The organism is Nostoc spongiaeforme FACHB-130 (genome assembly GCF_014698475.1).
GTDB classification, from domain to species: domain Bacteria; phylum Cyanobacteriota; class Cyanobacteriia; order Cyanobacteriales; family Nostocaceae; genus Nostoc_B; species Nostoc_B spongiaeforme.
The window spans coordinates 1-26,110 of the sequence record NZ_JACJTB010000069.1 but is presented as its reverse complement, the minus strand read 5'-3'; the positions used below and the strand labels follow the sequence as shown (position 1 = coordinate 26,110).

Below are 26,110 nucleotides of genomic sequence, written 5' to 3'. Positions count from 1 at the left end.
CAGCATGACTGGCTCACTTTGGAATGTATGTTTTTTTCTCTTGTTTCTTTTTTCTTTACTTCCTCTGCTTCATTTTTTGCTCCCGATCGCTTGACTTTTAAGACAGTCGCTACACCTGAGAACTTGATAGCAGTCGGAGATATTTCAGTTTATGTAGCAGTCTGATTTGGGAGATGGACAAGGGCGACAAGGGCGACAAGGGAGAGTGATGTTTCTCAATGGTTTAGGATTGCTATATGCAGTCGAAGCATTTGTTATGAATACTCAGCACTTTGCTATACAAGCTTAATTGCAAAATAAAAGGGGTGTACGATTGTACGCCCCCAAGGATAATTTACTTTGTGCAAGACATCATCTCAATGGTTCAAGATTGCTAATAGTCAGATATAGTTCTTCATCGGCAATTTGTTGGTTGTAATCAATATTAATTTGTGTTGGGTAGCCAAATTGCGGATCATATTTGACGTTGAGACTTGATGCTTTTTTGGTAATAGCATCATCAATTATGCCAAACAGTTTCGGAATGGAATTATATTGTTGGAAAAGTTCTGCATCAACTGGCTCATTATTGTTGACAGCTTTAATAGAAGCAACTTGACCATTACGCACTGTAATCACTACTGGTTGTGTCGCTTTGGGTACACAGAAACAACTCCGGCTAAATGTAAAACGATAGTTATTTAGCCTTTGCTGATTCCATAACTGACGGTTAACTTTGAGTTGGTTGGAATTAGAATCATTGGGATTGGGTGTTGGTTCATTTTTAGAACCAACCCAACGCTGAGAATTTACAACAGTATCAATTTTATTTTCTAAAGCTGTTAATGCTTGTGGTGCATTGGGTGATCCGAGATAATGATTAACAGTTTTCTGACGTTTACCAATAGTTAAAGAAGTAATTGCAGAAGGCGCATCTGTCCGTCCACCTTGGTAGCTATTCGCTAATGAAAAATAGTTTACCTTATTAAATTCTGCAACTAATCTTTTCACTGCTTGGGGACTAATTCTGGCAGTTCTTTTACCTACAACTTTAACAAATCGCTCTCCTTCGTAGACAACTCTCCCATCAGGAAATATCGTAATTTTATAAATAGGACAAGCACCAAAGCACGCTGTTCTTTGCAGAGTAATAATTCCTGAGCTTGTCTTTTTATTATTTTGATTTAAGATTTGTGGCTGAGAGTTCTGGGCAGTGATTTGTGGTAAGTTAATTGTAGATTGTGCGAATACTTGGGCATTCAAAATTAGAGATACAAGTAATCCTGTACCGATTACGATAGGCGATCGCATATAATTTCCTGATAAACTAATGAATTAATCTTATAGACAAGACTAATTACAAAAAGTTTCGTTGACAGTTGATAGTTATTGTCGTGATTAACGCCTTACGACATCAAAGGTTTAATCAGTGGCTATTGTTTCAACTACAAGTTACTCTATCAATGTGATCAACGCCTTACGGCATCAAAGGTTTAATCAGGTTCCTTTGACTTCTGATGATTCCCGGTTTACTAGTGTGATCAACGCCTTACGGCATCAAAGGTTTAATCAGAATCCCCCCTTGTATAGATGTTCACTATAGAGTAATGTGATCAACGCCTTACGGCATCAAAGGTTTAATCAGTCTGGTCAGGTGCTTCGCCATTCTCAGTGGATGATGTGATCAACGCCTTACGGCATCAAAGGTTTAATCAGGCCCCAGCGACGTGGTGGGTTTAGGTGGTTGGTGGTGATCAACGCCTTACGGCATCAAAGGTTTAATCAGTTGATCTGATGTCCGTAAACATCAAAGTCTACAATCGTGATCAACGCCTTACGGCATCAAAGGTTTAATCAGGTCTCGGCGGCGGTGGATCTGGTGGTACAGTACGGTGATCAACGCCTTACGGCATCAAAGGTTTAATCAGCTCTAAGAGCAGCAAGCATTGATATTTTATTTAAACTGTGATCAACGCCTTACGGCATCAAAGGTTTAATCAGATAGCGATCGGGATAGAAATAACTTTAGATGAAATTCGTGATCAACGCCTTACGGCATCAAAGGTTTAATCAGACTTTTAATCAACCAATCTTGCAAGCTTCCTTGACGTGATCAACGCCTTACGGCATCAAAGGTTTAATCAGCTTTAATTCCTGAAATTGCTGAATTTAATTTTTAGTGATCAACGCCTTACGGCATCAAAGGTTTAATCAGGCTTGATTTTTTGAAGATTCCCAAACATTTCTAGGTGATCAACGCCTTACGGCATCAAAGGTTTAATCAGGGAAAATCAACAATTAATCCAAATTTCTGTAGATTAGTGATCAACGCCTTACGGCATCAAAGGTTTAATCAGATCCCGACTGCCAGAAAGGGTCGTTAGCAGGAAAGTGATCAACGCCTTACGGCATCAAAGGTTTAATCAGGTTACGGCGTGTAGACTCCAAGCTTTTGGGACTTCCTGTGATCAACGCCTTACGGCATCAAAGGTTTAATCAGTGCAAATGTGGCCCGCTTGACCTGCCAGTTGAACCAGTGATCAACGCCTTACGGCATCAAAGGTTTAATCAGCGGGATTATTACAAAAACCAACCCGCAAAGAAGGTTCGTGATCAACGCCTTACGGCATCAAAGGTTTAATCAGTCTTTGTGTTTCTTTGGTGGTTAATTCTGGTACTTGGTGATCAACGCCTTACGGCATCAAAGGTTTAATCAGCGATAAACGCCAACAGGAATTTTATGGCGCTCCAGTGATCAACGCCTTACGGCATCAAAGGTTTAATCAGAGAAGAAGCAACACCGTAACCTAACAAAGATTTACCTTCGTGATCAACGCCTTACGGCATCAAAGGTTTAATCAGAGTATCCAGAAATAAAAAACCACCAATTGCCATCTTGTGATCAACGCCTTACGGCATCAAAGGTTTAATCAGAGCGATCGCTCAAACCCATGTCATCAGACCACTCAGTTGCTATTTTGCAAGCATCTAGGTAAAAAAGCAACAAAAGAAGTCAATTGCTTACCAAAAGTTTAACTTTCAAGTTTCCGCCTGAGCTTAGAACGCTTACCAGAACTAGGTTTTGACCTCACGAAAAAAAATGCAAGCACCTCCTTTTAACCTAAAAACTCTCAAAAGCAAGCCCAGTAAGGTTTTTATCCTGCTTGAGTTTTATTTCATGTTCCACAAACTCAGATCCATGTTTTATATCATGTCTGGCTAATTACAAGTGATTCGATACATCTATGCAGAAAATGCAAAACCCTCTCCCCTGCTCCCCTGCTCCTCTGCCCCCCCTGCGACCTTAATGATAAGTCTTTAACCGGATACGATATTAGACAATCCGGTAAGATTCTTCTTGAGTTGTCCAAGCACCAGGACGATTGTAAGCCGGGATAGAATTAACGCACTGATTTGACAGCCGAATTAATAATAGACTGTCTTCTGGGGCGAGAATTTTTTCCAGTTCCCAACGCAATTTTTCGCGCGATCGCATGGTCAACCAAGAACGGAAAATAGAGTACTGCATCCTTTCGCCATATCCTTGGAGTAAGTTGTAAGCCTTCCGCCAACGTTTGGGATCGCGGATGTCGTAGCAAATCAGGTAGCAGTTTTGTGATTCACCCATTGCTGCACCTCATCGCAAGATTAATTGACCAAACAAACCACCCTCACCAGACCATTCTTTTTCTAGTAGTCGCACCTCTAACTCAAATAAACGACGATAGGTGAGGGAGTAACCAGTTACAGGATGTTTCCAGCTTTCTTGTTTGCGAGATTCGTATAACTCAACAAATTTACGCCGCCCAAGTTCGCTTAACCAAACCTGTTTTCCGCGAATCTCAAAATCTGCTTTGGCATCCCATTGACCCCGATTAACCGCAGCCATCACGGTCATATCTACCAAAGGCACGCGAAATATTTCTAGTAAATCTAATGCTAGGGGTGCAGCTTGCGATCGCGGCTGATGGTAAAATCCCAAAGCAGGTTCTAACCCAACAGTTAAAATCGCGTTCATCACATCTTTGAGTAGCAAAGCATAACCAAAACTCAGCATGGCGTTGAATCGGTCTAGTGGTGGACGGCGATTTCTGCCAGCAAAATGTAATTCTTTAGGTACTTCTGGCGAAATCAAATCAGGTAAAGCACTGAAATATAAAGCAGCCAGATTTCCCTCGTATCCTAAAAGCGATTCTAGAGACTTTGCTTGCGGAACTTGTTTGAGAACCGCTTTCATTTGTGCGATCGCTTTTTCTAATTTATCTGTCTTGGTTTTCCCTCTTGCACCTCTCATTAAGAATTTGCGTTGTCCCTGACCGCGACAAATTACCAGTTTACGGGCTAACTCTAGACAAGCATCAGGATTACTCAGTGCCGCATATTGACGAATACGACGTTGAATGCTGCCTTGTCGGGTGTCAAAACTCCCCAGATAGCGACCACCCCCGGAAATAAAATGCACTCCTATTCCTTGGTCAGCACAAAAGTGTAGTGCTTGGGTAGAAATTTGCGAAAAACTATGCAGCACAAGTTGTCCTATTTGACGCGCCGGAACTGTCTCAACAGGTTGATTGCGGCGGCTAATTTTGATTTGTTCTCCAGTTCTGCCAACTGATGTCCCAGGTTCTAAAATGTGAATTACTTGGCGTTCATCATCTTCAGGAAATAAGCGAATTGGTTGCCACTCTCGATTATGGGCAAGTCTCGCTTCTTCTGGCAAACAAACCGGAGCCAAAGAACAACGGGCGCACATTCGCTCGTTATCAATTACAGGTGGTCGGTAAGTTGATTGTCTGAGAATCCTGGCTTGTTGGATTGCTTCTTTGACTTTTAAACGTCCTGCTTCATCTAGTGGCACATGAACGATTACATTATCGGCGTGATAGCGGATGCGGCCTTCCTTAACAGTGATTCCATGCGCGGACTCTAACAGGTAAGCATAAGCGAGAATTTGTAGGCGATCGCTTTCCCAAGCCTGGGGCTGATGATTTTCATCTCGGTGAGCGCGACCGCGTTTGTGTTCGTAAGGTATCGTTTGTCCATCACGAGTGCGAAGCGCATCAAGCCGACCACGCAAACCTAATTCTTCGCTTTCGAGAAACAGTTCTTCCCATTCTTCATCTTCCTGTTTTTCGAGTTCGGTGTGAAGTCTGCGTCCGGCAAATACGGCTGCATCTTGGGTGTAAAGTTCTTCAACTTCTTCTAGATAAAACAGCCGAGGGCAGTAGGCGAGAGCATGGAGGGCAGAAACACGAATAGTTTCGGGTTTAGCGGAGATTTCAAAATGTTCGAGAATTTGCATATATGTCTGTAAGGTTTTTTTGGATTAGTTAAACGCCTTACGACATCAGAGGAAATGGAATTTTAGGTATTTAACCCAAGGCGATCGCCCATATTAGAGACTGGTAGTTTTATCCAAGCAGATTCTGGGGGATGTAAGCAAAAAGAACTAGGCGCAAACACCGCTATTTCTGTCTTGCTATTATCGGCTCGATTAATCCAAACTGTTAGCCTACAATATCCGCGTTCCGTAGAATAGTTTCCCTGTTGTAATGGAGAGTACCACCGCGCCATAGGAGGACTATCAATAGATTCAATTGAATCAAACAAAAAATTATTGTCTCCTGCAAATGGTAGTCCATAGCGAGGCTCGTCTAGTTCACCGCTAAGTCCTTGGAGAATGCGATCGCATAACCACTGTTCTGCTTTCATACCAATTACCAAGTTTAAATTAACTAAAACTTCTCGTTTAACTGGTGCTATCCAATATTTAGAACCATAGGTTTTTTGTGCAAGTTCAGCACCGGAGGCACCGACAGGATAATGATGTAATTGTTGTGTTAATAGTGCTGTTTCTGGCTGGGAAATTTGCGCGATCGCAATCTCAATTTCAGGTAAATCATCCCGCATTGACTTTACAGGTGTTGTTAACTCTTCTCTCTGTTCAATTCCTGCTATATTGAGCAACAAACCATATACTGTTGATGGAGAAGGTACGGGTGTAGTTGAACGATAAGCTCCAGACTGGAAAGGTCGAAACGATGCGAAGGGAGCTTTAATTTGAAAAAATTGTTTAACTAAGGTTTTTGGATCAGGATTAGCCATTATTTACTATTAGGTAAAAATTCATTAGCTAAAGCATCAAATAACTGTTCTGGATTATTATATAGATGCGCCCCAGCTTCTTTTAATCTGGTGATTTCTTCAAGTTCCATTTCTCGGACAATCTCACCACCAATCCAGAATTCATTAGCGGGTAAATCGCAATTTTCATCATCAGCTTTCCCTAACCGATTTAATTGCGGGAATTCTCCTGTTTCGATAAAACCGTAAGTTTCATATCCAGCGACTAATCTAGGGGTAAGCCTTGCTACCACAGAACAGGGTGCAAATTCATAATATGCACGAGCATGACCACCTGCAACTTTATTTAGTTGAGCGATAGCTTGTAGTAATGCTTTTACCCACTCAGGACGCTCTAAACAATCGCGTTGTGACAATGCAAAAGGATATTGAAAAGCTGTATGAGTTACTTCCCGATGTAATAATGCAGAAGTATTGGCATTACTCCAAAAAGTTTTTTCATTGTTTTTAGTTTTGACATTAAGTGGAGATTGATGAAATACAAAATCATATTTGTATGAGCTTAATGCCACTGCCATATTACAGCGAAAAATACTATCTCGCTTTGGTGGTAAAGGTTTATTTTTTTTAGCATCTTCAGGCTTGGCAACCATAAAACCAAACAGAAAATCATCAGCATACTTACTAGCATTAGGAAACTCTTTAAATTCCACAGCTAATTGGTCAGCATCATAAACTCTAGAACGGTTATTTGGCAGCCCCATTAAAATCAAGGTTTCGCGTAAAGCATTACGGATAGATTCTGGACTAACAACCGCATATTTTTGTCCATTTTTAGATATTTTTTGCAGTACTGTGCGGTTTTCTTCTGATTCACCGCGATAGTTGCTAGTGGGTGCAGGATAAGTTAATACTGTGGCAAATAAGTTAAGATGTGTCATTGATTTTCTCTGTAATGTTTAATACGCCTAATGGCAATCAAAGGGGAATAATTAAGCAGCATCCTCTTCAGAAAATAGATTATCTTCTTTTAGATTTAGGGGAAACTGGCTAGAGAGAGCTAAAAGAGTTAATGCGCGAATTTCATTAGTATGATTAAATAAAACATCGGCAAAATTCACGAACTCATCTTTTTTAACAAAAGGATAAAGAGTAGAAACAAAATAATCTATGAATGCTGTAGTATCAGTTCGAGAACGGACGGCGAGAAATGCCTCATTAGCAATTTTCTTTTTTTTGTCATCACCATCTGCTTGAGGAATTTGTTTCTTATCTTGAAAATAGCATTTTTTACTGTTATGCCATCTAATTTTGTATTTATTTTCAAGTTTGCCTATTACATATCCTTGACAAACGTTGTAAACAATTAACGCATAGTCACGAATTTCTTTTTTCATTTTGATTCCTATTTCTGTTTCAAATAAATTACGAGCATCATGGTTAAAAGTATAATTTTGTAACCAAGTTCGAGGAATACGACTTAAAACTGCATCAAAATCAGACCAAGGTTGAATTTTGGGTAGATTACTATATAATTCCTCTTCATCTGTTTGTTGTCGCAATAGATTGATTAGTCGCTGCTTACGAAACCACGGACACAAATATGAGGTTTTAATTATTTGGTATTTATCCAAGCATTCTCTTGTTGGACTAACAATACTTATAGAGCGAATTTTGATGTTATTTCCAACTTTCTCTGCATGGATAATTTCAACACCTAAAATCAATCGGCGTATTTCTTGATCGCCTGTTTCACGAGCGATGCGATCGCGCAACAATAATAATAAATCAAGTGCGCCTTCTTCCGGTAAGTCAATTACTGCCTCACGAGGTAAATAACGCCATTGCTTTATATTCCTATTTCTCAAAACCTTAGGAAATACTCGACAAAAATTCTTCAAATTTGCCACATCAGGAATTGCCAAAGCATAACCTGTAGGTTCTCGATTACCATCTTTATCTAAGATTGCAGGACAATAAATCTGTGCAACAAATACCCAGAAATGTAACAGAAATTGATAGCGTACTTTATCTTGAGTCCGTACATATTCTGAATTAGTAGCCATCGCACCTAAATAATAATTACCCGATTGTCCAGTAATTTTATTTGGTTGTTGTAATTCTGACCAGATATCTTGTACATCCTGAGAATAAGCTGCACCATTAACTCGATGATTAAAAGAGTTACGAGTTGCAGGAACTCCTCGAACAATTTGCCACAGCATATTTCGCCAAAGTTTTATCCACAGTCCGCGTTCAGAACTATCATTTGACTTATCCCAATCAGCAAGAAATGCACCTTGGGGAGTTGTTACAGTGTAGAAGTATTTCAAAATACGCTTAGTTTTAGTTTTATCTTTTTTATCTGGTACTTCATCTTCTTCTACGCGGTCATATTTCTTAATTTTTGTTTCCGTTGAGCGTACTTCAGAGAATGCTTGATAAGTTAGGTCAAAAAGTGCTTGTAACCCCTGTAAATTTAGTAATAAAGTTACCCCAAATTCATTGAGATTCTGCAATTCTAATACTGCACCTTCACGCTGTTTAAACCAAGGTTGGGTATCACGTAAATATTGCACCATTAATACCAAACCTGCTAAACCTGCACGATGTTGAGCAGATGGTAATTCTGCTAACTTATATTCCAGTTTTAAATCTTTCATTCCCCAAATCCCCTTCTTGGGCAATATAAACTTGCATCAGCAACAGCTAAATAACGCGGCATTTTTTCAGGACGGCCTTTCCATTGCTTATGAGCCAGTTTTTTAGGTACTGGTAATACATAACCGTCATAAGGATTTTTCTGTTCAATTAATTCTCCAACTGTTTTCAAATCACTGCTGAGAATTGCATCTACCGAGTAATCATCTGTATCTCGAAATGGTTGAGATTTAGCCCAATAACCACCTTCTAAAAAAGCACAATTACCATCGGCATATCTTTCTGCTGGGGAATAATCTTCTAATGCCTTTGCTAGTTGTGCCTGACTAATTTTTTCTCCTTGTATATACTCAATAAACTTTTTGGCTGCCTTAATTTCATCTTTCTGATAAGGTTTAATGTTATCTGGTTCGTAGACTAATATTTGAGAGCGAAATTCATTACCGCGAGAAAGATGACGATTAGAACGTCCAAATCGCTGCACTAATGAAGAGATGGGTGCAAGTTCTGTAATTAAGACATCTGCATCTAAATCTAGAGACATTTCGCATACTTGCGTTGTAACTGCGATCGCAGGTTTTCTTTCCTCTTTTTCATAAGCGAATGCAGCAATAGTTTCTTGATGGCGTTTTTGCCTATCTTTGAGTTTAAAACGGCTATGATAAGTCAAAACATCTGTATTTAAATCAAATTCTAATCCCGTTTTATCCTCGCGTCTTCCTGATATTTTGCGACATCTATCAACAGTATTGACCACCCATAAAACGCGGAATTGATTATCTTGATAAGCTGATTTTGCATAACTATAAGCACTATCCTTATCAACAAACTTCACATCATATCTTGGATGTTCTTCAATTTCCTTCAATTTCTCATCGGTAGCCGCAGGAAAGACTTGCAATCCAGCATTTTTCAGTTCTTCCTGTCGTGTTTTAGTTAAAGTTGCAGTCATACACAACACTGGAATATTGAAATTCTGTAAAAAACTAATGAGGTTATCAAACATCCCACGAGAAAAACTGTGAACCTCATCAATGACTATTACTGAATCAGCCAAAACTGGTAACAAACACAAGCCACTATAACCATGAGTTAAAAAACAGAGAAATTGGTCTACAGTGGCAGAAAAGAAACGCTTACCCCAAAAACCTAGCGCAAATAAACGTTCATCGGTTGTAAAATCTTTCCCTTCACTAGGGGTATAATCAGAAGGATTCTTTGCCATTTCCTGTAATTCATAAATGGCTGTTCCGGTAACTAAACTAGCATCCGTTTCTGGCGCACAAGAAACATAATCTTTAAAACCTTCTGTTGCAGTACCACGAGTTGGATAGAGAAATATGATATGACCAACTTGGTTACGGCTTAATGCAGCTTGATGCCATTTATAGCCAAATATTGTCTTTCCACTACCACAACCACTTAATAAAAGAACTCTATCACCTTGTTCTTGGGCTTGTTCTTGGAAAGGATGTAAATCAAACTTTTTACCAGATTTTTTCTCAATATGAGCATAACGAGGTTGGAGAATTTTAGTTTCTAATTCTTCCGCAGTAATTACAGGTGCGTGTAGTGTTTTATCAACCCATTGTTCAAGTAATTTCTTTTCTCGGAACATTGCTGAAGCAACAGAATCCGCAGCTATCAATCCTGCTTTGACTGCTAGTAATAATGAACGACGTTCAATATCATCGTAGATATCATCAGCAAATTTATCTCCCGCTTCGTCCGCATCGAAATAAGCTTGTTTCCATAAGGTGTCATTTACTGACCATTTTTCCGGTAATTCAGCAGGTAAGCCCTCAATTTTCGCAATTTGTGCTATTTTTTGTAGAATGTTTGTAATTTCAGGATGATGTAAAAATAATTCCACCTGTTCAACAGTTCGAGGTTTACCCCATTCTTTTTTGCTTGCTTTTAAGTGATGACTAAGTACAGCAGCAGTAATGACTTCTAAATCTAAATCTGATTTATTGGATGCTAACCAAGAACGTACACTTGGCAAGTGTAAAATTAAAGCACTCAACCACTCATGTCTAAGCGTTTGCTGTTTGAGTTTTTTATTAACTGCTGCATCAAATTCAGCATTTGCCTTGCCTATATCATGAAATAATGCTGCAATTCTCAAATTAAGTATAAACTTATCGGCATCTTTAACACCAAAAAAACGACACCAGTTTAACAATATTCGCTGCTTAAATATTGCCATTACAGCATTATCAGTATCGGTTAAATGCTCCTCAACAGTCAATATTTTTTCGTCTTCTCTGGGGCTTTTAGCTAATAACTGCTTTTGCATCGTATTCTCTTCTACCCTGATAAATTGTGATATTTGGACAAAAAATACCGCAGCCTAAACGACGTTTGCCACCTAAGCCATGAATTTGTAATTTAATCGAATCTTCTGCACTTAATTCAGAAACAATTACACTAAAACCAACTATTGTGTATTTTTTAATTTCCCCTCGGACTTTTTTCTTAATCGTCAAAGTTAAGCGTTTGGGTTCTCCTTGCTCATTTGCGGGAATACCAATATTTGCATTAATTTCTAGTTGTTGTAATTGCCGATGTGCAGCACCAAGAAATAACGCAGGTTCAGTGTATCCTTTGATAGTGACAATTCTAGCTTTAAGCGATTCTACAGGTTTCAAAGTTTGCAGTTCTGGATTGCCTAGTTGAATCGCATAACCACCAATATCCAGCGTTTTACCAGTAAGCTGATAAACTTGTGCGATCGCTTCTACTGGAAGTCTCAATAACAACCTTGATTTATGAGTTAAACTAATTTTTCCCTGCTTGTTAGGAATACCTGTAATGGTATTAATTGCAAATCCTTTTAATTCATGCAACTCTGGAAGTTGTGTACAAATAGCTGCACAAAGACGATGGTTATGATCTGCCCATAACTCTGTTCCAGTTACGGGAAACGATAAATTGATAATGTTATTCATGGTAAATGCAAAAACAATTACAGGAAGATAGGCTAGGGCAAAAAACCCTAGCAATAATAAAATTAATTATCTATTTTGCGCCTAACTTGCGTTGAGGAGGCGATAGTGCGATCGCATTGCATTATTTGCGCTTTGCATATTTAGCAATATACTCTTCCATTTCACGCCGTTGTCTTAGCCTATCAGCTTGAGTTCGGTTATCTGACACATCTTCAGGACAACTAATGCTATTTTGCTGATAGCTGATTGTTTGGCTAAAAACTCTTGTTATCGACTCGATTGTGATTTTCGCTAAGTCGATTGCAGAAACATACTTAGCAGACTGCTGAAGTGAGTCCATGTTTTCATGCTCACTTTCTAGGAACAGTCTATCCCTATTCCCGTATTTCAGATTATTTGTCATAATTGACTTAAGAAAATTATACGTACTCGGCTCCAAAGTAATTTGGTTGCCGTTTTTTTTATATTACTCCGAATTTTCAAAAAAAGAGAAAAAATTTTTTTCCTAATTTAAGTAACAAAGCTAAAATAAGTGTTCTAGATTTATTCAGTTCCATCAAGATTTACTCTGTTCCATCTTAGGAGATTTGTCTATAAAAAACCTGTTGCACAGCAGAAAAGCATATAACTTATGCAATAACGCCTGACGGCAATCACAGGTGGCAACAGGTTCTAGACTTACTAAGTTCTTGCCCAACGCCTGAACGCGGAAAACGCTGTACAGTCGAATCAAAGGTAACTGTTGTCTATATCGAAATCCTATCATCATGATTTACATCCTGGGGATAAAGTGTAATTTTTCCTCATACCCTCAATTTCGTCTTTTACCAACTCCACCAACTCAGGCGGACTCTTGACAATTGCGCCTTTGCCATACCACATCACCCACCGCTTCAAGTCGTTAATGCCGCGTACACTCATTTTCAGCGTCAGCGAACCATCTGAATGTTCTTCAATCCCTTGGGTGTAGTGCCAACGTCGTTCACGAATATACGGTGCAGTTTTTGAGTCAAACCAAATTTCTACATCAAGCTGTTTGTCTCCAACCTCATGCTGAAACACACTGCCTATATATTCTTTGATATTAAAATTAGGATCTGGAGTGTAATCTTCTGGTAGTATTTCTAATTTTGTAATTCGATCTATCCTAAACCAGCGAAATTCCTGGCGGGTATGGCAATAGCCAATTAAATATAAGTTAGTACCGCGATAAACAAGTAACAGATAAGGGTCTAACTTGCGTTCAGAAGTTGTATTCCGACTTGCAGTATAGTAGGTCATCATGACTCTTTTTCTTAAACTGCAAGCGTCTTCTATTTTGTGCCAAATATCTGGATCTAGATCTGTTTCTGCGCCAGCACCAAAAAGAATATATTCCTGCGCCAGTTGTTGCATATTTACCCAGATTGTCTCTGGTAAACGTTCACTCAACCTGGCGATCGCACTTCGCAACTGTAAAGCATAAGGCGAACCAGCATAAGCCTCTAGCATTCTTGCTCCAACAGTCAAGGCAAATAGTTCACCTTTAGATAAAGGAATACTCGGCAATCGCCATTCGGGTTCAGTATAGTGATGTCCTAATTTATGGCTATACTCCAAAGGAGCATGAAAGCGATCTTTTAAGAAAGCCAAATCATTACGAATTGTCCGTTCACTCACCTCCAACTCTTGAGCGAGGCTAACAGTTGTTGGGCGTTGCCTAGTTCTTAACAGAGAATCTAGTTGTAATAATCTTTCTAGATGACGAGACATAGCGAGCGCCTCATTGATTTAACTCATCTTAGAAAGATTACCCGGCAAAATCGTTTCCGCCTTCAGAAGAAAATAAAAAATTTGATTTGGCGTTGCATAACTAAGGGATGATTGGTCTCACGCAAAGGCAAGGTAGCGCGTTGGGCGGCTTTGCCGACTTGAAGCGACTGCCGTGCAAAGACGCAGAGAGAATAATTACACTAACTCTATACCAGTGACCAGACGTTATATCGAGTGTACGCTCCATTACAACCGATTTTTTGATCAACACCTAATGGCATCAAAGGTTCAGTCAAGACTGGGCATCGCTACGCTACAAACACACCGCCGCGTGATCAACGCCTAGTGGCATCAAAGGTTTAGTCAGAGTATGAGTAATATTTGTAGACTAATTTGGGTCTTTTGTGATCAACGCCTAATGGCATCAAAGGTTTAGTCAGAAAGTTTGTTGTCCTAACTGTTCTGTTTGATCTGGTGATCAACGCCTAATGGCATCAAAGGTTTAGTCAGTTGCTAATTGGTCAGACTTACCTTTAGTCGCCTGTAAGTGATCAACGCCTAATGGCATCAAAGGTTTAGTCAGTGATGCTTGTGTCATCTCGAATGCCTCTCTAACAAGTGATCAACGCCTAATGGCATCAAAGGTTTAGTCAGAGACTTGGGGATTACTAGCGATCGCTTGCAGGTATGTTTGTGATCAACGCCTAATGGCATCAAAGGTTTAGTCAGACTTTTTCGCAATGTTGAAATATCCAGTAATATTCGGTGATCAACGCCTAATGGCATCAAAGGTTTAGTCAGCGATCGCAACCTCAGCCACCAGTGAATCACCAACTAGTGATCAACGCCTAATGGCATCAAAGGTTTAGTCAGGCACCTCCGCCCCTCCGGCCCTACTATCACCCAATGTGATCAACGCCTAATGGCATCAAAGGTTTAGTCAGAACCATAATTCACCATCTATTACCCGACCTATAAGTGATCAACGCCTAATGGCATCAAAGGTTTAGTCAGAGGATTGATTTTTAATGACTTTTCATACCTCACCTGGTGATCAACGCCTAATGGCATCAAAGGTTTAGTCAGTTCCATTTCATCGGCATACATTCAGGGTCAAGAATGTGATCAACGCCTAATGGCATCAAAGGTTTAGTCAGTTTGATTGGGTACAAGCGATCGCGCTTTCGCCTCAGTGATCAACGCCTAATGGCATCAAAGGTTTAGTCAGTGTAGGATTCAAAGTCACCGCTCAACCCTTTAGACGTGATCAACGCCTAATGGCATCAAAGGTTTAGTCAGAACCGAACAAGAAAAGCAAGACATTCTTTCTTATCTTGTGATCAACGCCTAATGGCATCAAAGGTTTAGTCAGGTCTAACTGCGGCTCATTAGGCTTAAAGGTGAAAGGGTGATCAACGCCTAATGGCATCAAAGGTTTAGTCAGTTGCAAGAATTTTCTCAATCGCTCCTTCTTGCTCGTGATCAACGCCTAATGGCATCAAAGGTTTAGTCAGCAGTTAATGACGCGGTTGCTAGATTGAGAAAAGGTTGTGATCAACGCCTAATGGCATCAAAGGTTTAGTCAGTAGTGTTCCCATGTGTACACATCCTGCCAATACTGAGTGTGATCAACGCCTAATGGCATCAAAGGTTTAGTCAGGATAATCACATCACTTGTTGTTCTATCCCAATCAAGTGATCAACGCCTAATGGCATCAAAGGTTTAGTCAGGCGGGCAACTGGTACAGGTATTCCAGCCAACACTTTGTGATCAACGCCTAATGGCATCAAAGGTTTAGTCAGAATTTAAGCAGTTCCCTCATTCTGTCTTCAGCTTGTGATCAACGCCTAATGGCATCAAAGGTTTAGTCAGTACTGCCTTTCTTACCGTTGGCACGAACGTTAGGTGAAGTGATCAACGCCTAATGGCATCAAAGGTTTAGTCAGGTTCTTCCCACTTGCTATTGATTTGGCTAAATATCGTGATCAACGCCTAATGGCATCAAAGGTTTAGTCAGTCCAAGGTCAACGCCTACATCCAAAGCTTTGGAAAGTGATCAACGCCTAATGGCATCAAAGGTTTAGTCAGGCGCCGGGGCTTGCTGCTGATACCAAAGCTTTCAGTGATCAACGCCTAATGGCATCAAAGGTTTAGTCAGCTGCGACTATGTTGGCAGTCCGCACCTGAAAAACTTGTGATCAACGCCTAATGGCATCAAAGGTTTAGTCAGCTGGATTTTTTCAAGCTCTGGAAACAAGTCAGTATCGGTGATCAACGCCTAATGGCATCAAAGGTTTAGTCAGAGCGCACTCGGAAATCCATATCCTGCCTGCCCTGAGATTTGATATTACAAGCACCTAGCACCCAGGAGCAATACAGAAAACAAATTTTTACCTAAATCTCATTTTTTTGAACAGATGCTAATCTTGGAAGCCTTGTATCATCTAGATTTCAAGCTCCTAAAATAAAATGCAAGCACCCTCAAGTGATGTGAAAACCTTGGAAGTCAGTGCTGACAACAGTTATATGATTTTTTGCTTGGTTTTTGAAAGGCACAGTCGTAGATCCATGCAAAACAGGTACAAGATGTGAATATAGTGATGAAAGATCGCTAAAAAGTTGGGTAGCTAGTTATTGGTGTAGGGGTACAGGAATGTATGTATCCAAAAACCTTACACCCTATACCCCTTCTTCACAGATAATTTTGGTGCGTAAGTCCTATTTTTGTAAGTTCCCTAAATGCAGACCACACTCTTTAGCAGTAGATTCTTCCCACCACCAACGACCTTCGCGTTCGTGCTGATTTGGGAGAACGGGTCTAGTACAAGGTTCGCAACCAATACTAATAAAACCGCGTTCGTGTAATTTGTTGTAAGGTACATCTAAAGCGCGAATATATTCCCATACCTGTGCAGAAGACCAGTTAGCTAAGGGGTTGAATTTAATTAACTGATGGTCTTCGGTAGAAAATGCGGTATCAACTTCAATTACGGGAATATGGTTGCGGGTGCTGGGACTTTGGTCTTTACGCTGTCCTGTCACCCAAGCATCGAGAGTATTTAGCTTGCGGCGCAGTGGTCTAACTTTGCGGATAGCGCAGCATTCTTTGTGACCATCTTGATAAAAGCTAAACAATCCTTTTTCTTCTACCAAAGCTTGGACTTCTGCGGCATCAGGAAACATAACTTCTAGCTTAATGCCATAATGTTCTCTGACTTTATCTAACAACTGATATGTTTCTGGGTGCAAGCGCCCGGTATCGAGGGTAAAAACTCGAAAGTTTTTGGTGATTTTAGAAGCAATATCAATCAATACAACATCTTCAGCACCACTGAAAGAAATTGCCATGTTATCAAAAGTGTCCAAGGCAAATTTGAGAATTTCTCTCGGTGATTTTTGGCTATATTCTGCTTCTAAAGCTGCAATATTTAAATCCGTATGGGCGGCTACCATGTTTGAATGTTCTCTTCTCTCTGAACTTGAATTTTACCAATTTTCAGATGCGGTTATACCAATTTTTGACCACGACTTACGGAAATTACTCCAGATATTGTGCCAAAACTGCAAGATGCGATCGCTGTTACACTGCAATTATCTCACTCTAGCCAGACCCAATGACCGATCAACTCCGACTCAGCGACTACAAGCAACAAATAGCTGACCTCTTTAACCGCAGAAGTCCAACTTATGATCAAAGCGAGTGGCATTTACAAATTGCTCATCGTTTGGTGGAATATGCCCAACTGCGTCCAGGAGATCAGGTATTAGATATTGCCACTGGTACAGCGATGGCTGCAATTGCGGCGGCTCAAGTTGTAGGCGCTGGCGGTAAGGTAGTTGGTATAGATATTTCATCGGGAATGCTGGAACAAGCACAACAAAAAGCCGCAGCATTAGGACTGAGAAATATTGAATTTCAATTAGCAGATGCAGAATCCCTCAATTTTCCAGCCAACAGTTTTGACTGTATTTTGTGTTCTTCGGCATTAATTTGGATGGAAAATTTTACAGGTGCATTACACCATTGGCATCAATTTTTAAAACCTGGGGGTTTACTTGGATTTCATGCCTTTGCAGATACAGCTTTTATTGCCAGTATTGTAGTGCAGAAAGTTTTGGCAAAGTACGGCATTTCTCTTTATTTAAACCAGCCTACAGGCACAACAGAAAAGTGTCGCCATTTACTAGAAGCAGCAGGTTATGACTGCATTGAAATTATATCTGAGCAATATGGTAGTTATATTAGTTTAGAGCAAGCCAAGGGAATGTGGTTGGGTAGTTCTTATCCAGCACCGGGGCAATTTCCTAATCCTTTTTCGCAGTTATCAACTCAAGAAGTAGAGCAAGTTAAGGCAGAATTTGAATTAGAATTAGCTGCTTTAGAAACTGCACAAGGAATTTGGAACGATATTACTACATTTTTTACCTTTGGGCGAAAACCAGTTATACAGTAGAATGCAGTAGTCAGAATTTAAATAAGCTTTCTATTTTACTTTAAAAATGAAATATAGCATTTTCTAGTAACATATCTACTGCAAAAGCTTTTGGTGCGTTACGGCTTACGCCTAACACAACCTACTGGACTGTTTCAGAAATTAAATTAAACATTAAAATGCCTTACTTGAATACTGCTCGTGCAATTCATAACATGATTGCTGAATATACTCAAGCTTCAACTTTGTGGATAGATACAGAAGTCGCTGATTATAATAGCCGGAATCCTAGATTGTCGCTGATTCAAGTGTTAGATGATGCTGATGATATGAGTGGTGATCGCGTTTTTTTGTTGGATGTATTAAATCAAAATGAGTTGGTAGCTGATTTTATTCAACAAGTAATGTTAAATCCGAATATTGAAAAAGTATTTCATAATGCCAGTTATGATGTAAAATTCCTCGGTAATAAAAAAGCTAAAAATATTACTTGTACCTTAGAAATAGCGAAAAAAATTCCTTATTATCTTTTACCAGTACCGAATTATCAACTCAAAACTCTTGCAACTGTTTTATGTAACTTTCACGATATTGATAAACAAGCACAAAGTAGCGATTGGAGCAGAAGACCTTTATCAGAAGCACAAATAGACTACGCTTATCTTGACTGCATTTATCTTGCTCAAGTGCATAAATGTTTGTTAGAATTACAAGCAGAAGGTAATCCTGAACCAGATACAGAAGATTTAATAGCTCTGAATGCTAGATATACCCAAATAGAAGAACAATGGAAGCTATTAAACTCTGAATATGAACATTTACAAGAGCGCATTAAAAAAGCTATGCAGGCTCAAAATGTATCAGAAACATCTGTTTTTAAGTTAACAGCTTATGAACGCAAAACCGTAAAAGCCCAATTTTTAGAATTGGCAAGACTGGTACAAACTCAAGGATTAAATTTAGATTTCCCGATTACCTTGACTCAAAAGCTGCAAAAAGATTTAGGTGAAAATTTAGAACAATTATCTGTAGAAATAGATACATCTAATGCTTTGCGGCTAACTCCGAAAACTCAAGAAACTAATGGTGAAGATGAGTAGCAAGAGTGATTAGTTTGAGTACAATTCTTATTAATAAATAAGCAAGAACGTATAATTGATCACCGTTAAATTACAAGCTAAAACACAAAAAGTTGATAAACTTCCCGGTTAAGGCAAGAGTTAACCGTTATTAAACCTAGGGAATATCAGTTAAGTGTAAAATTCCAGAATTAAGAAAATTGGGTGCTAATTAAATCTAGGTGGAATGGTGGTTGAAAGCAACTTATGAAGCTGCGGTTATGGGAGCAAAAGCGGGTGAAGAAAAATAAAGCATTGGCTATGGTTGTGCTGACTGTGTTGAGTGCAATTACCCTTGTCTCTTGCAATCGAGATAAGAATGTTTTGGTGACAGAAATCGGCTTCAATCCTCCTAGCCGCCGGACTATTAAAACTTCACAAGCTGGGGCGCTGTATCTTCAAGGACAAAATCAGCACCTCAAAGGCGACTTACAAGCAGCGATCGCATCTTATACTAAAGCCATCAATCTCAACCCTGACTATAGTGCAGCTTATAAGGGGCGGGGACTCGCTTATTTTGATACGGGAGACAAACAAAAAGCCATCGATGATTATAACGAAGCCTTGCGCCTGTCACCCAACGATGCCGAAGCTTATAACAGTCGAGGAAACGCCCGCGCCTCCTTGGGGGATAATCGAGGTGCGATCGCAGATTATACCCAAGCTGTCAAATTGTCACCCAACTATGCCGAAGCTTATAATAACCGCGCCAATGCCCGTGCAGCTATAGGCGAGAGAGATGGTTCCCTAGAAGATTACGACCAAGCAATTATTCTCAATCCGCGTTATGCGATCGCTTACAATAACCGAGGTAACGCTAGGGCTGCTCAAGGAGATAAACAAGGAGCCATAGCCGATTACAACGAAGCCATACGCCTAAATCCTAACTTTGCACCAGCTTATAATAATCGCGGTAACGCCCGCGCCGCCCAAGGTGACAAACAAGGCGCAATGAAAGATTTAGAACAAGCCGCTACCATTTTGCAACGTCAAGGTAATAACGACTTGTATCAACAAGTCATGAATAATATGCAGGAACTTGGACAGTAATTTTTGATTCCCCTGAATCTAAATTTCCCTTTCCAAGCTGTCCATGCTCAACATCTTTCCTATATATACATTTCTAACTAATTCTGGCTATAACAGAGTCAATCATCCCTGTGCTAATCATATCGATGAAATTTCCTCGATTTCTCAAGATTGTTGTCCCAATTTTTTTAGTTGTGATTTGTCTAATTCTGTGGGTTAGATTACAAGCGCCAGATGATCGACGCGCTCAGATTTGCCGTAATGCTAAACCTCTCACTGAAGTCAAAGTTAATAATTATGATGAACTAGGAATTTATTGGCATAGTGGCACATTTACTAGAAAAGTTTCTCTTGATAGTAAAAGAAACATTAAAGTCATTATTTTTCCTAAAGGGCTTTCTCCAAAAACATGGACAAAAATAGATTCATCATCGATTCAATATCTAGGTAAAGGTGGTGATGATAGTTGGAAAGAATGGTTACGTCCCGACTACTTTTATTTGCTAGAAGTTCCTGCACAAACAACAGCCTTAGCTTTTGGAAGACTTTGTTATCGCAATGGAGATGCTGAAGTTGAGTCAATCAACAAGCTGAGGCGTATTTCTCCAGGAAAGATAGTTATTAATGACAAAATTTATCTTTCTCATTTATATCTGTTTCCCAAAATTACTGCATCGACTGTGATTGTGAATACAGGTAGTAATCAGCTTGATACTCTTGGTACTCAAACAGAAGTATATTTCACAAGAGAAAATATTCCACCTGCGAATTAGTCTATGCAAGACTAAGGCATAAATATTATCTATCGATTTGGTATAGGACTCATATTTGATTTATGAAAAAAATCAGTACACCCAGGTCAGGCTTTTTTCCTACTCCCTACTCCCCATTCCCTACTCCCAGCCTACACAACTAGATTCGGAAATCAAATCGGATTCCTATATGATAAGTCAGCGAGTTAGAGTAGTTACTTGTTGTTTTAATTTGTCAATGACGACAAAACGAATATCACGTTTTTCAGAAATTAGCTTAATGTCTGGCTGTTGAAGATTTAAAAAGTCTAATCCTTGTTCTTTGCCGCTAATTAAGAAATCACTAATAGCAACTTTATACAATTTTTCTGTGTCAAGAGGCTGACCATTGATAAACCAAGTATCTGGATTTGCTTCTTTAGTAACTTGTGCTGTTTGGAGATAACCACCAGTACCTTTATTTTCTTGACCTTTTTTGAGGACTCTTTCTAATAATTCGCCCTTCATTTCTACGGCTACGACTTTACCACCAAAAGGCAAAATGCGAATGACATCATATTGCGTAATTGATCCTGGCAGAATGACATCATCAACGCGAATTGAGCCGCCATTAAAGATAGCTAAATCTGCGTTGGGAACTTCTTGCAACATTGCTTCAGCAATTAACTTGGTGAGTTCTGTAGACTTGTTGCGAACACTTGATTCTAAACCATCTAAAGGAAATGAGATTTTAGCTACTTCTTGATTAGGTTCAAAACCATTGGCGCGAAATGCTGTAAAACCCTTGTCTAGCGATTGTTTAACCACCTGTGCTGTTTTTGGTTCGTCTGGAATTTTATCGGTAATTGGCATTAAACGAGAGTTAATTTGTAGGTTGCGCTTTGTGGTGTCGTAGCGTAGTTGATGAATGTAAATTGTACGTGCATTGGCATCAGCTTTAAAAATTGGTGTAAAGTCTCGTCCGCGCCATTGTTGAATATTTTCATGTTCGTGACCGCCGAGGATGAGGTCAATTTCTGGTATTGTTTCTGCAAGTATGCGATCGCTCTGTATGGGTAAATGAGTCACAGCTACCAAAATATCCACTTTTCCTTTCAGTGCTGCTACCTGCTGTTTAGCTACCGTTAAGGGATCTGTGTAACTGACGTAATTTGCTTTATTGCTATCGAGAGTGACACCAATTAACCCGACTCTGACAACAGCACCGCGATCGCCTTTCACATTAAATACTATCGACCTGGGGACATTTTTGAAAGGTTGACCTTTACTATCTGAGACATTCCCAGAAAACCAGCGAAACCGTGATTCTTGCAATCGTTGATAAAATAAATTTTCTGGTATGTCAAATTCATGATTCCCAAAGGTTGCATAGTCCAAACCCAAAGCGTTGAGTACAGCTACCATCTGCTGTCCAGCTAAAGGTGTACCGTTAATTTTGGCAGTTCCCAAAGCCGAAGGACTTAAAAAATCTCCAGCCAAAATTGTATAGGTGCGTGGGTTTGCTTGGCGCAGTTGTTTTCTGACAGTAGCGACACGCGCCAAACCACCACGAGTCCCTCCCTCTACTGGCGTAATTTCGTAGATGTCATTGAGTTGCAATAAATTAATATTGACAATTTCGGCAAATACCGGAGTTGCGAAAGTAAGTGTGGCTAATATCTGTAAAACTATACTGCACCCTGGCGATAGAAGTTTCATATTTTATAATTGGCAGATTTTATATCTTGATAATTGATGAGTTTTGTCACGCCACTACGTATATTTCAAAAATTAAATATACATTTGAATATTTAATATTTACTTAATATATCCTGGACTTACGCAAAATCATGAAAAAACGAACCGCAAAGAGCGCATAGACGCGATAGCGGCTTCCCGCAGGGTAGGACACGAAGTTAAGAGGATTTGAGAGGGTTCTTGCGTAAGTCCTAATATCGTAAGGTTCAGAACCCCGACTTATTAAAATAAGTCGGGGTTCTTGTTCGCAAATGATCAGAAATCTGATAATTGAAGAATTGACCATCAAATTCTCGGTATTCATTATGTGAAACCAGGAACAAATCAGTTAGGTTGGGATTTGGGATTTTTTGTATTTGGTACGCTGCTTGTATTAATTGGCTGGATAATGCTACAAAAGAGCAAAAAAGGTTACTAGTTATTTATGGCTAATGATGGCTTTGAAAAAACTAGCTGGAGTTGGCAGTTATCTCAATTTCAGCAACAAATCGGAGAATCGATAGAATACCAATTTGACCGCTTTCAAAATTCTTTACCAAACTTATCACCAGACTGGAAGATTAGTCCTTGGTTAAGTAATTTGCTAGTCTTGTTATTTTGGTTGATACTTGCGTTATTTTTGGCTTTTGTGCTTTGGCGTTTATGGCAAGAATTTAGCCCTTATCTATATTCTTGGTTATCTGTGGGTAAGAATAATGCAAATGCTGGGGATAAAAATGGCGATCATGATTTATCTGTAGCATTATGGCTGGAGCGATCGCAATCACTTTACCGCCAAGGTAATTATCGTGAAGCTTGCCGTTGTCTGTACTTGGCAATCTTACAACACTTGCATGATACTAAACTCATTCCCCATAAATTCAGCCGTACTGATGGCGAATATTTACAGGTTTTACACTCAACTGTTACCCCAGTCCAACCTTACGAAACTTTGATTACTACCCACGAACAATTATGTTTTGGTAATGCTGAGATATTGCCAGAAAATTATCAACAATGCCAGCAAGCCTATCAAGAAATTATTAATCAACAACACAACTCAGCACTTAAGTTATGAAAAAATCAAATCGTGTTGCTTGGATAGGAGCGATCGCACTTGCTGTCATTATTATACTCAGCTTCTTTGCTGCTCCTAACACAAAAATTTACAGTGGCTCAACTTATAGTCGGTCTCCTGATGGCTATGGTGCTTGGTATGCTTATATGCAGCAGCAAGGTATTACTATCCAGCGTTGGCAAAAGCCTTTAGAAGATTTTCAACCAGAAAAAACGCCAGTTACCCTACTGCGAGTTATGAGTTCTCTTAGAGAAGATGACTTGTTATTTGATGAACAGGAATGGTTAGCGAAAGGCAATAATTTAGTAATTTTAGGTGTCAAAACACCTGTAACAATAGCCAACTTTAATTCTCAGCAACAATCAGCTTTTGGTAATGTTAAAATTGCCACAAAAAGACGTAATATCAAAGTAGAAAAAACAAGTATATCTTTAGGCGATCGCTTTGGTGCTGTTGTTTGGGAAGAAAAATCTGATAAAGGCAAAGTAATTTTTTCAGCTACTCCTTATTTAGCTGCCAATGCCTATCAACATAATTTAAGTAACTTTCAATATCTCGCCAGTTTAGTTAATCAAAAAAATAACAAGTTATTTGTAGACGAATATATTCACGGTTACAAAGATGCTGATGTTAAAGAAAGTGAAGGGGAAGGTAGCATATTCAAATATTTTGCCAAAACACCCCTCTTTCCTGCATTAGTTCAAATAGGAGTTTTACTATTAGTGTTAATTTGGGCAAAAAATCAACGCTTTGGTAAACCAGTAGCCTTAGAAACTCCAGTCATAGATAATAGCCAAGCATATATCCAAGCACTAGCAGGAGTGTTAGAAAAAGCCGAATCTAGCGATTTTGTTGTAGAAATGGTGGGTAAAGAAGAACAAATACAACTACAAAAATCTTTAGGATTAGGCACAACACTTTTAGAACGCCAAGCATTATTACAAGTTTGGCAAGAAAAAACAGGTCAAAGTTCCGCCGAACTTGATGCAGTATTAAAATTATCTACGCAAAAACAGCGCATTAGTGAGCGAGAACTTTTAAGCTGGTTGGCAAAATGGCGCACCCTGAAGGAAGTGAAAAAATAAAAGAATAAATCCTATCTATTCTTCATAACCACCACCAGTCACCTTACCCCGGAACACAATGTATTGATAAAGGTTGTAAAACAACATCACCGGGATAAGAAAGCCGATAAAAATAATCATGATTACCAACGAACTGGGGTCAGCAGATGCGTCATAAATCGTGATTTTTGTCGGGATAATGTAGGGAAAAACAATTAATCCCAATCCAATAAAAGACAACACAAATAACAGAATCGTCCAGACAAAAGGTGCGCGTTCTTCTTTGCGGTTAAGACTTTGCCAAAGTTGCCAAATTAGCCAGATTCCCAAAATAGGAATCAGCGTAAATATGTAAACTAAAGGCTGTTGAAATAGGCGATATCTGGCACTTTCATAAATTATCGGTGTACTAATTGTAATGGCGATCGCACCAACTAATGTTGTCAGTGCTGCTATTTTCGCAGTTTGATAATGGGTTTCTTGCAACTCTCCTGTCGTTTTCCAAACCAGATAAGTTGAACCAATCAAAACATATCCTTGAATTAAAGTTAAAGCTACTAACACAGATGGCAAACTTAACCAATCCCAAGTGCTACCAATAAAGTGTCCCGTCTCATCAACATTAATCCCTTTGAGAACAGCACCAAGGGCAAAACCTTGACCAAGTGCAGCGATAAAACTCCCCGCACCAAAAGCAAAATTCCAAAATAATTTGCGTCTGGATAATTCTCGAAATTCAAACGCAACACCCCGAAAAATAAAGCCAAATACCATCACCAAAATCGGGATATATAAAGCATTTAAAATCGTACCGTAAGCCAAAGGAAAAGCCCCAAATAATCCCCCTCCCATCAACACTAACCAAGTTTCATTGGCATCCCAAATATTGCTTAAACTAGTCATCAAAATGCCCCGACGTTCTTCATCAGAAGAAGTCAAAGATAAAATTCCTACTCCCAAATCAAAGCCATCTAGCATTACATACAGGAATAAAAACAAAGCTAAAATGACAAACCAAACTTGCGGTAAAAAATACTTCAGCGTTTCCATAAAATCTCTGATTTAATAGGTGATAGATTACAGGTAATAGGTTACAGAGTCACCCAACAAAATTTTTATAATGTTGGGTTTAACTTTGTCACCCGCCTTGAACTTAAGTTCAAGGCTAATAGCTGAAGTCTACTCAAGTAGACTAAAAAATCTTGGCTATGTTTAGTCATCTGAAGATGACTTTTGCTATGTGTAAGGAACTCAAGTTCCTTACAGGAAATGAGTTATGAGTTAAGTTGACACTAATCCTGGATTTCTCACAAGAGAGAAATCCAGGGGTGTGGGAAGATGGTGAAGAAATCTTTTCCCCCACACTCCCCACTCCCCACCTGACAGGTGTAGGTTTTTTACAATTAGGAGGAATTGAAGCAAAAGAAATCGTCAACAGGAGTAGGAGGAAAAGTACTCCAACGCGGAAGACGAAGAGGAAGATGGTTGAGTA

The 26,110-nt window shown here is 39.4% G+C and carries 21 protein-coding genes, 1 pseudogene and 2 CRISPR repeat arrays; of the genes and pseudogenes, 9 read left to right on the top strand and 13 right to left on the bottom strand.

All coding sequences use genetic code 11. The annotated features are described in order from the left end of the window. Positions 1-166: 166 nt before the first annotated feature. Positions 167-289 (top strand): hypothetical protein, encoded by a 123-nt coding sequence (locus H6G74_RS31685; RefSeq protein WP_277927187.1) that lies wholly within the window; start codon positions 167-169, stop codon positions 287-289. 62 nt (positions 290-351) lie between these two features. Here the strand turns inward: H6G74_RS31685 and H6G74_RS29050 are convergent, their stop codons facing one another. From H6G74_RS29050 to H6G74_RS29000, 11 genes are all read right to left on the bottom strand, one after another. After that, complete coding sequence (locus tag H6G74_RS29050; RefSeq protein WP_190971036.1) at positions 352-1,290, bottom strand: DUF6174 domain-containing protein; 939 nt, start codon at positions 1,288-1,290, stop codon at positions 352-354. Between the two features lie 83 nt (positions 1,291-1,373). Further along, positions 1,374-2,913: direct repeats of the CRISPR family, unit length 36 nt; unit sequence GTGATCAACGCCTTACGGCATCAAAGGTTTAATCAG. A gap of 400 nt (positions 2,914-3,313) precedes the next feature. After that, positions 3,314-3,607, bottom strand: a complete 294-nt coding sequence (cas2, locus tag H6G74_RS29045) for a CRISPR-associated endonuclease Cas2 (RefSeq protein WP_190971035.1) — start codon at positions 3,605-3,607, stop codon at positions 3,314-3,316. 9 nt (positions 3,608-3,616) lie between these two features. After that, positions 3,617-5,281, bottom strand: coding sequence for a type I-MYXAN CRISPR-associated endonuclease Cas4/Cas1 (locus H6G74_RS29040; protein WP_190971034.1), 1,665 nt, complete (start codon positions 5,279-5,281; stop codon positions 3,617-3,619). Positions 5,282-5,343: 62 nt separating this feature from the next. Then, the gene (cas5, locus tag H6G74_RS29035; RefSeq protein WP_190971033.1) at positions 5,344-6,084 is read right to left on the bottom strand and encodes a type I-MYXAN CRISPR-associated protein Cas5/Cmx5/DevS; all 741 of its coding nucleotides are present in this window, start codon (positions 6,082-6,084) and stop codon (positions 5,344-5,346) included. Continuing rightward, on the bottom strand, positions 6,084-7,004 hold the full coding sequence (locus tag H6G74_RS29030) for a type I-B CRISPR-associated protein Cas7/Cst2/DevR (RefSeq protein WP_190971032.1): 921 nt from the start codon (positions 7,002-7,004) through the stop codon (positions 6,084-6,086). The genes cas5 and H6G74_RS29030 overlap by 1 nt, the downstream gene beginning before the upstream one ends. 51 nt (positions 7,005-7,055) lie before the next feature. Next, the gene (cmx8, locus tag H6G74_RS29025; RefSeq protein ID WP_190971031.1) at positions 7,056-8,726 is read right to left on the bottom strand and encodes a type I-MYXAN CRISPR-associated protein Cmx8; all 1,671 of its coding nucleotides are present in this window, start codon (positions 8,724-8,726) and stop codon (positions 7,056-7,058) included. Further along, the gene (gene cas3, locus H6G74_RS29020; RefSeq protein ID WP_190971030.1) at positions 8,723-11,023 is read right to left on the bottom strand and encodes a CRISPR-associated helicase Cas3'; all 2,301 of its coding nucleotides are present in this window, start codon (positions 11,021-11,023) and stop codon (positions 8,723-8,725) included. Before cas3 ends, cmx8 begins: the two co-directional genes overlap by 4 nt. Next, positions 11,001-11,675 carry a type I-MYXAN CRISPR-associated protein Cas6/Cmx6 gene (gene cas6 / locus H6G74_RS29015; RefSeq protein ID WP_190971029.1) on the bottom strand — a complete coding sequence of 225 codons (675 nt, stop codon included), beginning with the start codon at positions 11,673-11,675 and terminating at the stop codon, positions 11,001-11,003. The genes cas3 and cas6 overlap by 23 nt, the downstream gene beginning before the upstream one ends. Before the next feature lie 121 nt (positions 11,676-11,796). Further along, on the bottom strand, positions 11,797-12,015 hold the full coding sequence (locus tag H6G74_RS29010; protein WP_190971028.1) for a hypothetical protein: 219 nt from the start codon (positions 12,013-12,015) through the stop codon (positions 11,797-11,799). Between the two features lie 425 nt (positions 12,016-12,440). Next, positions 12,441-13,427, bottom strand: a complete 987-nt coding sequence (locus H6G74_RS29005) for a helix-turn-helix transcriptional regulator (protein WP_190971027.1) — start codon at positions 13,425-13,427, stop codon at positions 12,441-12,443. 260 nt (positions 13,428-13,687) lie between these two features. Further along, positions 13,688-15,731: a CRISPR direct-repeat array (repeat unit 36 nt; unit sequence GTGATCAACGCCTAATGGCATCAAAGGTTTAGTCAG). 415 nt (positions 15,732-16,146) lie between these two features. After that, on the bottom strand, positions 16,147-16,881 hold the full coding sequence (locus H6G74_RS29000; protein WP_190590927.1) for a phosphoadenylyl-sulfate reductase: 735 nt from the start codon (positions 16,879-16,881) through the stop codon (positions 16,147-16,149). A 161-nt stretch (positions 16,882-17,042) separates the two neighbouring features. On the opposite strand from H6G74_RS29000, the gene H6G74_RS28995 reads away from it, so the two are divergent. The 4 genes from H6G74_RS28995 (at position 17,043) to H6G74_RS28980 (ending at position 20,781) form a co-directional block, all read left to right on the top strand. Next, complete coding sequence (locus tag H6G74_RS28995) at positions 17,043-17,882, top strand: class I SAM-dependent methyltransferase (protein ID WP_190971026.1); 840 nt, start codon at positions 17,043-17,045, stop codon at positions 17,880-17,882. A gap of 158 nt (positions 17,883-18,040) precedes the next feature. Beyond that, positions 18,041-18,961: a ribonuclease D gene (locus H6G74_RS28990; RefSeq protein ID WP_190971025.1), complete on the top strand. Its 921-nt coding sequence runs from the start codon at positions 18,041-18,043 to the stop codon at positions 18,959-18,961. Positions 18,962-19,186: 225 nt separating this feature from the next. After that, positions 19,187-20,029 (top strand): tetratricopeptide repeat protein, encoded by an 843-nt coding sequence (locus H6G74_RS28985; RefSeq protein ID WP_190971024.1) that lies wholly within the window; start codon positions 19,187-19,189, stop codon positions 20,027-20,029. A gap of 125 nt (positions 20,030-20,154) precedes the next feature. Next, complete coding sequence (locus tag H6G74_RS28980; protein WP_190971023.1) at positions 20,155-20,781, top strand: hypothetical protein; 627 nt, start codon at positions 20,155-20,157, stop codon at positions 20,779-20,781. Positions 20,782-20,958: 177 nt separating this feature from the next. Here the strand turns inward: H6G74_RS28980 and H6G74_RS28975 are convergent, their stop codons facing one another. Beyond that, positions 20,959-22,458, bottom strand: coding sequence for a bifunctional metallophosphatase/5'-nucleotidase (locus H6G74_RS28975; protein ID WP_190971022.1), 1,500 nt, complete (start codon positions 22,456-22,458; stop codon positions 20,959-20,961). A gap of 316 nt (positions 22,459-22,774) precedes the next feature. On the opposite strand from H6G74_RS28975, the pseudogene H6G74_RS28970 reads away from it, so the two are divergent. The 3 genes and pseudogenes from H6G74_RS28970 to H6G74_RS28960 all read left to right on the top strand — a co-directional run. Continuing rightward, positions 22,775-22,915, top strand: a pseudogene (locus H6G74_RS28970) (DUF2243 domain-containing protein); the annotation flags it as partial. Between the two features lie 6 nt (positions 22,916-22,921). Further along, complete coding sequence (locus H6G74_RS28965; RefSeq protein ID WP_190971021.1) at positions 22,922-23,554, top strand: DUF4129 domain-containing protein; 633 nt, start codon at positions 22,922-22,924, stop codon at positions 23,552-23,554. Further along, the gene (locus H6G74_RS28960; RefSeq protein WP_190971020.1) at positions 23,551-24,639 is read left to right on the top strand and encodes a DUF4350 domain-containing protein; all 1,089 of its coding nucleotides are present in this window, start codon (positions 23,551-23,553) and stop codon (positions 24,637-24,639) included. Before H6G74_RS28965 ends, H6G74_RS28960 begins: the two co-directional genes overlap by 4 nt. Positions 24,640-24,654: 15 nt before the next feature. Here the strand turns inward: H6G74_RS28960 and cydB are convergent, their stop codons facing one another. Next, positions 24,655-25,668 (bottom strand): cytochrome d ubiquinol oxidase subunit II, encoded by a 1,014-nt coding sequence (gene cydB / locus H6G74_RS28955; RefSeq protein ID WP_190971019.1) that lies wholly within the window; start codon positions 25,666-25,668, stop codon positions 24,655-24,657. Positions 25,669-25,904: 236 nt separating this feature from the next. Here cydB and H6G74_RS30975 point away from each other — a divergent pair. Then, positions 25,905-26,110: hypothetical protein (locus H6G74_RS30975; RefSeq protein WP_206756998.1), on the top strand; the 206-nt coding region annotated here is incomplete at its 3' end.